7 protein-coding genes are annotated in these 7,463 nt (G+C 69.0%); 6 read left to right on the forward strand and 1 reads right to left on the reverse strand.

Annotation, left to right across the window (positions count from 1 at the left end):
• Positions 1 to 22 precede the first annotated feature (22 nt).
• Complete coding sequence (locus FNH05_RS27135; RefSeq protein ID WP_144591580.1) at positions 23 to 838, reverse strand: Cof-type HAD-IIB family hydrolase; 816 nt, start codon at positions 836 to 838, stop codon at positions 23 to 25.
• A 78-nt stretch (positions 839 to 916) separates the two neighbouring features.
• Here FNH05_RS27135 and FNH05_RS27140 point away from each other — a divergent pair, with 78 nt between their 5' ends.
• The 6 genes from FNH05_RS27140 (at position 917) to FNH05_RS27165 (ending at position 7,463) form a co-directional block, all read left to right on the forward strand.
• Positions 917 to 1,801 carry an LLM class flavin-dependent oxidoreductase gene (locus FNH05_RS27140; protein WP_144591581.1) on the forward strand — a complete coding sequence of 295 codons (885 nt, stop codon included), beginning with the start codon at positions 917 to 919 and terminating at the stop codon, positions 1,799 to 1,801.
• Between the two features lie 49 nt (positions 1,802 to 1,850).
• A complete protein-coding gene (glf, locus tag FNH05_RS27145; RefSeq protein ID WP_144591582.1) occupies positions 1,851 to 3,074 on the forward strand; it encodes a UDP-galactopyranose mutase in 1,224 nt (407 codons plus the stop codon).
• Positions 3,067 to 3,588, forward strand: coding sequence for a phosphatase PAP2 family protein (locus FNH05_RS27150; RefSeq protein ID WP_144591584.1), 522 nt, complete (start codon positions 3,067 to 3,069; stop codon positions 3,586 to 3,588). Before glf ends, FNH05_RS27150 begins: the two co-directional genes overlap by 8 nt.
• Before the next feature lie 12 nt (positions 3,589 to 3,600).
• Complete coding sequence (locus tag FNH05_RS27155) at positions 3,601 to 4,656, forward strand: decaprenyl-phosphate phosphoribosyltransferase (RefSeq protein WP_186382760.1); 1,056 nt, start codon at positions 3,601 to 3,603, stop codon at positions 4,654 to 4,656.
• A complete protein-coding gene (locus FNH05_RS27160) occupies positions 4,653 to 6,593 on the forward strand; it encodes an arabinofuranosyltransferase (RefSeq protein WP_144591586.1) in 1,941 nt (646 codons plus the stop codon). Before FNH05_RS27155 ends, FNH05_RS27160 begins: the two co-directional genes overlap by 4 nt.
• A gap of 99 nt (positions 6,594 to 6,692) precedes the next feature.
• Positions 6,693 to 7,463: a hypothetical protein gene (locus FNH05_RS27165; RefSeq protein WP_144591588.1), complete on the forward strand. Its 771-nt coding sequence runs from the start codon at positions 6,693 to 6,695 to the stop codon at positions 7,461 to 7,463.

Raw genomic sequence — 7,463 nt, forward strand, 5'->3', positions numbered from 1 at the left:
CCCACCCCCTGAAACCGGTGGCTCAGAACCAGCGTTCGAGCACCTGGGCGACACCGTCCTCGGTGTTCGGCCCGGTGATCTCGTCGGCGGCCGCGCGGACCGCGGGGTGCGCGTTGGCCATCGCCACCCCGTGCCCGGCCCAGCGCAGCATCTCCACGTCGTTGGGCATGTCGCCGAAGGCGACGATCCGGTCGGCTGGCACGTCGAGGCGGGCGGCGACCGCGGCGAGGCCGGTGGCCTTCGTGATCCCGTGCGCGGCGATCTCGATCAGCCCCGAACCCGCGGAGAAGGTGATGTCGACCGAGTCGTCCAGCACCGCGCCGGCCACCTCGAACATTTCGTCCGAGGACATTCCCGGGCGGCTGACCAGCAGTTTCATCGCCGGATGGCCGATGATCTCGGCGCGGGCGACCTGGACACCCTCGCCGTCGCCCCACGGATTGCGATAGCCGCGGTCGATCACCAGGTTGTGCACGCCGGGGTCCAGTGCGCGGGTGCCGATCCGCTCGGCGGCGAACCCCGCGCCCGGCAGCGCCCGCTCCAGTTCGTTCACGACGTCGGCGAGCTGCATCGGGGACAGCAACCCGTTCACCTCGACCACGAGGTCGTTGCCGATGTCGTACAGCACGGCGCCGTTCGCGCAGACCGCGAAGCCGGTCAGCCCCGCCTCGCGCGCCACGGCGGGGATCCAGCGCGGTGGGCGGCCGCTGGCCAGCACCACCGGGACGCCTGCTTCGGAGGCCCGGCGCACCACCGCCTTCGTACGAGCGGACATCCGTTCGTAGGCGTCGAGGAGGGTGCCGTCCACGTCCGAGGCGATCAACAGGGGTGCTTCCACGAGGTCCATTGTCCCTGTGCTGGGCGGTTCACCACCGTCCCCTACGCCGGGGGTGCCGGATGCCTATAGCGTGACCCGGTGCGCGTAGGCATTGTGATTCTCCCCGAGGACCGGTGGTGGGCGGCCGAGCCCAAGTGGCGGGCGGCCGAGGAGTACGGCTTCGACCACGCCTGGACCTACGACCACCTCGGCTGGCGGTCGCTGGTCGACGGGCCCTGGTTCAGCGCCGTGCCCACGCTCACCGCCGCGGCGACGGTCACCTCGAAGATCCGCCTCGGCACCTTCGTGGCCTCCCCGAACTTCCGCCATCCGGTGCCGTTCACCCGTGAACTGATCACCCTGGAGGACATTGCCGACGGGCGGCTGATCCTCGGCCTCGGCGCGGGCGGTCTCGGCTACGACGCGCAGGTCCTCGGCGGACCGGAGCTGACCACCCGGCAGCGCACCGACCGGTTCGCTGAGTTCGTCGCCGCGCTGGACGGGCTGCTCTCCACCGACGGGTTCGACTTCGAGGGGGAGTACTTCCGCGCCCGCGGTGCCCGCAACCTGCCCGGCTCGGTCCAGCGGCCCCGGGTGCCGTTCCTGATCGCCGCCAACGGGCCCCGCACGATGCGTCTCGCGGCCCGCTACGGCGGCGGCTGGGTGACCAACGGCCGCCCCAGCGAGAGCCAGGACGAGTGGTGGGCGGCGGTGGCCGAGATGTGCGCCCGCTTCGACGAGGCGCTGGAGGAGGCGGGCCGGTCACCCGAAAGTGCGCACCGCTACCTCAGCCTCGACGCGGCGCCGGTCTTCTCACTGACCAGCGTGGACGCGTTCGCCGACGCCGCGGGCCGGGCCCGGGAGCTCGGATTCACCGACATCGTGACCCATTGGCCCCGTTCGGGTGGTCCCTATGCCGGGCGGGAAACGGTGCTTGAACAAGTCGTGACCGACGTCCTACCAATGCTCGCCAAGGGCGCTTAAGCCGCAGCCGCTGCGGTTGCGCTGGGTTACGTCGGTACCCTCGGAGCCCGTGAGCGAGCACACGAACCGCACAGACTTTTCCGAAGCCGGTTTCACCGGGTACGACCTGATCGTGGTGGGCTCCGGGTTCTTCGGGCTGACCGTGGCCGAGCGAGCGGCCACGCAGCTCGACAAGAGGGTGCTCGTCCTGGAGCGGCGCTCCCACATCGGGGGCAACGCCTATTCCGAGCCCGAACCGGAGACCGGCATCGAGGTGCACCGTTACGGTGCGCACCTGTTCCACACCTCGAACAAGCGGGTGTGGGAGTACGTGAACCAGTTCACCGAGTTCACCGCCTACCAGCACCGGGTGTTCGCGAAGTACCAGGGCCAGGTCTACGCCCTGCCGATGAACCTGGCGCTGATCAACCAGTTCTTCGGCCGGTCGCACACCCCGGACGAGGCCAGGAAGCTGATCGCCGAGCAGGCCAGCGAGATCGAAACCAAGGACGCGAAGAACTTCGAGGAGAAGGCGATCTCCCTGATCGGCCGCCCCCTGTACGAAGCGTTCTTCCGCGGCTACACCGCCAAGCAGTGGCAGACCGACCCGAAGGAACTGGCGGCGTCGATCATCACCCGCCTTCCCGTGCGGTACACCTTCGACAACCGCTACTTCAACGACACCTACGAGGGTCTCCCCGTCGACGGCTACACGGCGTGGCTGGAGAAGATGGCGGACCACCCGAACATCGAGGTTCGCTGCGACGTCGACTACTTCGACGTGCGCGAGGCGATCCCGGCGGGTACCCCGACCGTCTACACCGGACCCGTGGACCGCTACTTCGAGTACTCCGAAGGCCGCCTGGGCTGGCGCACCCTCGACTTCGAGCAGGAGGTCGTCCCGACGGGCGACTACCAGGGCACCTCGGTGATGAACTACAGCGACGAAGACGTGCCCTTCACCCGGATCCACGAATTCCGGCACTTCCACCCGGAACGGGACTACCCGAAGGACAAGACCGTCATCGTCCGGGAGTACTCGCGGTTCGCGAAGGAAGACGACGAGCCGTACTACCCGATCAACACCGCCGAGGACCGGGAGAAGCTCGAGCGCTACCGCGAACTGGCCCGCGCCGAGGCCGCCGAGCGCAACGTCCTCTTCGGAGGCCGTCTCGGCACCTACAAGTACCTGGACATGCACATGGCCATCGGCTCCGCACTGTCCATGTTCGACAACAAGATCGCCCCGCACCTGACCGAGGGTGCTCCGCTGGAGGGGAGCCTGGATGCTTGAGAAGAAGCCGTCCCGCCCGGCGGAGATCGCGGTCCTCTCCAAGGTCCAGGCGACGCTGAAGCGCCCCGCGACGGTGAAGGCCGCGCGTGGTCTGTCCCATTTCGGTGAGCACAGCATCGGCTGGTTCGCGGCCGGTCTGGTGGGCGCCGCGGTGGACCGCAAGCGGCGCAAGGAGTGGCTGACCGCGGCGGTGGGCGTGGTCGCCGCGCACGGCGCCTCCATCGCGGTGAAGCGGGTCGTCCGCCGTCCTCGCCCGGATGACCCGAGCGTGGAGGTACTGGTGGGTACGCCGAGCCGCCTGAGCTTCCCTTCTTCGCACGCCACGTCCACCACCGCGGCGGCAGTGCTCTATTCCGGGCTGACCGGGCGTAACCTGGTGCCCGCCCTGGTGCCGCCGATGCTGGCGTCCAGGCTCGTGCTCGGTGTGCATTACCCGACAGATGTGCTGGCAGGCGCGGCGCTCGGTGGCGCGGTCGGCGGTCTGTTGCGCTGGAAGATCCGCAAAAAAGGGTAGGGAAGTCCGCTTGTGACCAAATCAGTGAACGAGGCCGCCGAGGCCGCGCACGACACCGCTGACACCGCCGAAGCCGAAAACGCCGACACCGAAGCCGCCGAGCCCGCCCAGGACTCCACGGAAGCGGCCGAAGCCAAGGCAGAGGCCGCCGACACCGAACCGGAGCAGCAACCGACTGCCGCTGTCAAGCGCGGACCTGTCCGGATGGTGCTGGGCGTGCTCAAGACCGCCCGCCCGCGCCAGTGGGCGAAGAACGTGCTGGTCTTCGTCGCGCCGTTCACGGCCGCGCAGATCACCAACGGTGGCGTGCTGGTGGACGCGCTGATCGCGTTCGCGGCCTTCTCGCTGGTTGCGTCCTCTGTGTACCTGGTCAACGACGCGATCGACGTGGAGGCCGACCGGGCACACCCGACCAAGCGGAACCGGCCGATCGCGGCGGGTATCGTCCCGGTGCCCGCCGCCTACGTCGCGGCCGTGGTGTTCTTCCTGGCGGGCCTCGGCCTGTCGTTCCTGGCGAATCCGCAGCTCGCGATCGTGCTCGGGGTGTACGAGGCGGTCCAGCTGGGCTACTGCTTCGGGCTCAAGCACCAGCCGGTGATCGACCTCGCCATCGTCGGCTCGGGCTTCCTGATGCGCGCCATCGCCGGTGGCGTCGCCGCGAACATCCCGCTTTCGCAGTGGTTCCTGCTGGTCACGGCCTTCGGATCGCTGTTCATGGTGGCCGGGAAGCGCTACGCCGAGATCATGCTCTTCGAGCGGACGGGCGCGAAGATCCGTTCCTCGCTGAAGAAGTACTCGGCCAGCTACCTGCGGTTCGTCTGGGCGACCGCCGCGGCGATCCTGATCATGTCCTACTCGCTCTGGGCGTTCACCCTCCGCGAGGACTCGCACCACTCGATCTGGCCGATGATCTCGATGGTCCCGTTCGTGATCGCGGTGCTGCGCTACGCGGTGGACGTGGACGGCGGTACCGCCGGTGAGCCCGAGGAGATCGTGCTCAAGGACCGCATCCTGCAGATCCTCGGCATGCTGTGGGTCGTCACGCTCGCGGTGACCTTCTACCTGTGACATCCACACTCGTCCGCGAGGCCGCCCCGGACGCCGTACCCGGTCCCGAGGAACCACCGGTCACCCGGCTGACTCTCGGCCGCACCCTGGGCGAGCTGCTGCTCGCCACGGTGGTGGCCGTGGTGCTCGGGCTGGCGCTGCAGTTCGCCGCGAGCCGCATCGGCACCGATCCGGGTACCAACGTGCCCGACGCGCTGGTCAACCTGGCCGACGCGGGGATCCTGCTGGTGCTGTGCGCGGTGATCGGGTTCGGGTTGCTGCGCCGGTGGCCGGGCTGGGTCAAGGTGACCGGCGTCAGCGTCGCGCTCACCTCGCTGGCCACCCTGCTGCTGGCCATCCCGCTGCAGGGCACCCGGTTCTTCCTCGGCGGCTCGTCGGTCGACAACACCTTCCGCCTCCAGTACCTGGAGCGGATGGCGTCGAGCTCCTCGCTCGCGGACATGAACTACCACGGCCTCGCGCCGTACTACCCGGGCGGCTGGTTCTGGCTGGGCGGCCGGTTCGCCAACCTGCTCGGCTGGGACGGCTGGGCCGCCTACAAGCCGTACGCGACCACCTGGGCGGCCGTCGCCGCCGCGGTGACCTTCGTGCTGTGGAGCCTCGTGGTCCGCCGCCGGATCGCGGTGCTGCTCTCGCTGGCGACGGTGCTCGTCGGCTGCCTCTCGGCCGCCGTGGAGGAGCCCTACGCGTGGCCCAGCACCGCCTGGCTTCCGCCGGTGGCCGTGCTCGCCTGGACCGTGCTGCGGCGCCGCGGCCGGGTCCCGGCGTGGCCGTTGCTGCTGATCGGGGTCTACCTGGGCTTCGCGGCCATCACCTACACCCTGCACCTCGTGTTTGGTGTGCTGGTCGTGGTGCTGCTGGCCGCGGTGGCCGGGGTGCTCGCCGTGCGCCGGGGCGCGCCCGCCGGGCAGACGGTGGCCCGCCTGCTGCGGCGGCTGGTGGTGATCGGCGTGGTCACCGGGCTGCTCGCGCTGGTCACCTGGGGTCCGTTCATCCTCGCCGGGGGACTGGGCAAGCCGAACGTCGCGGCGCACTTCCTGCCCGACACCAGTGCCTACTTCCCGATGCCCTTCGAGCCGACCAGCGTGTTCGGCCTCCTGTGCCTGGCCGGGCTGCTCTGGCTGCTGCTGCGGTCCCGCCGGGATCCGGTCGCGTTCACCCTGCTGACCATCGCGGTGGTGATCTACGTCTGGTTCGCGCTTTCGACGCTCGCGCTCCTGGTGCGGACCACGCTGCTGGCGTTCCGGTTCGTGCCCACCGCGGAACTGGTGTTCGCGCTGGCGGGGGTGTTCGCGGTCGCCGAGGCGGTGCGCCACCTGCCCAAGCCGGCCGCGTACGCCCGCCCGGTCGCGGTCGCCATGGTCGTACTCGGTTTCGCCGGTTCGCTCTCGCTCGCCCAGACCAGCGTGCGGTCCACACTGGAGGACGGGGCGAAGATCGCCGAATCGGACTACTACGCCACGGGTTACAACGCCAAGGGCGAGCACGACACGAGCAAGGACGGCGCGTGGACGGCGGAGCTGATCAGCACGATCGACCGCCTGTCCGGGCGGCCGCCGACGCAGAACATCGTGCTGTCGGCCTACGACCGGTTGCTGTCGTTCGCGCCCTACTGGGGCTTCCAGCAGACCACGCCGCACTACGCGAACCCGCTGGCCGACTACCGGCAGCGTGGTGACGAGATCCGGCACTGGGCCGCGTCCACCACGCCGAACGAGCTGATCGCGCGACTGGCGGCCAATCCGCACGAGGCGCCGAACGTGTTCGTGCTCCGCCGGTCCGGCGACAAGCTGGTGATGCCGGTGGCCTCGGACTCCTTCCCGCAGGCCGCACCGGTGCACGTGGACGACATCGCGTTCGACCCGAAGCTCTTCGCCTCGCCGCGGTTCACCCAGCAGGGCGTTGGCCCGTTCGTGGTCATCGTCACGCGCCGCTGAGCCGATCAGTCTACTGTGGAACGGTCCAGATCCGTCCAAGGCATGAGATCCTCGTAAAATCTGAGTTTCATCAGAGGTCGGGGAAAGGCAAGGGGCGTCATGAGTTACCCCCTGTACCGGCGTGGCACCTTCGCCGTGATCGACGGCGTCTCGTATCCGGTGTCCTACGCCAACGGTGACAACTACGTCCGTTTCGCGGACGGTGACGAAAACCGGCCCACGCCGTATCCCCGGGACAGCCCGGTGCCGGTCGACCTGTGCGAACGGGTGTTTTCCGTGCAGGTCTACGCCAGTTACCGGGGCCACTCGGTGCTGGTGGACGGCGTGGACGAACTGGGTGGCGCCCGGGTCATGGACGCCGAATGGGACGGTGAATGGGCCACCATCAACGGTTTCGTCCAGGAAAACAGGTACGAGTACTACAAGCACATCGATCTGCGCGATCTGCGCGATTACTACGAGAAACAAAGCGACCTGCTCTTCACCCGGTGGCGTGCCGCACATTTCGCTCGCCCGATTGACGGGCACCCGTTTCGCGGGGGATGGGCCAACGGTGAGTCCGCGGTGGTCGGCGGCCGCCCCCGGTCGGGGATACTGGAGATCGAGGACGGCCGGGTCACCGAGGTGACCACTCGGGCCGAATACCGGGGCTTCCCGTGCGAGATCGCCGGGATCTCGCCGGACGGTTCGGTCGGCCTGTACTACGTCGGGGTCGATCAGGAGCGCGCGGAGGCGGACGGTTTCCGGCCGCGCGACGGCAGACCGGCCAAGACCGTGCACGTCTACGACCTCGCCCGCTACCACGAGCACCATCTCGACCTGCAGTTCGAGCGGTGGCGCCAGTCCCGCGAGTTCAGCACCGAGCGGTAG

It is taken from the genome of Amycolatopsis rhizosphaerae (assembly GCF_007713715.1).
Lineage (GTDB): Bacteria > Actinomycetota > Actinomycetes > Mycobacteriales > Pseudonocardiaceae > Amycolatopsis_E > Amycolatopsis_E rhizosphaerae.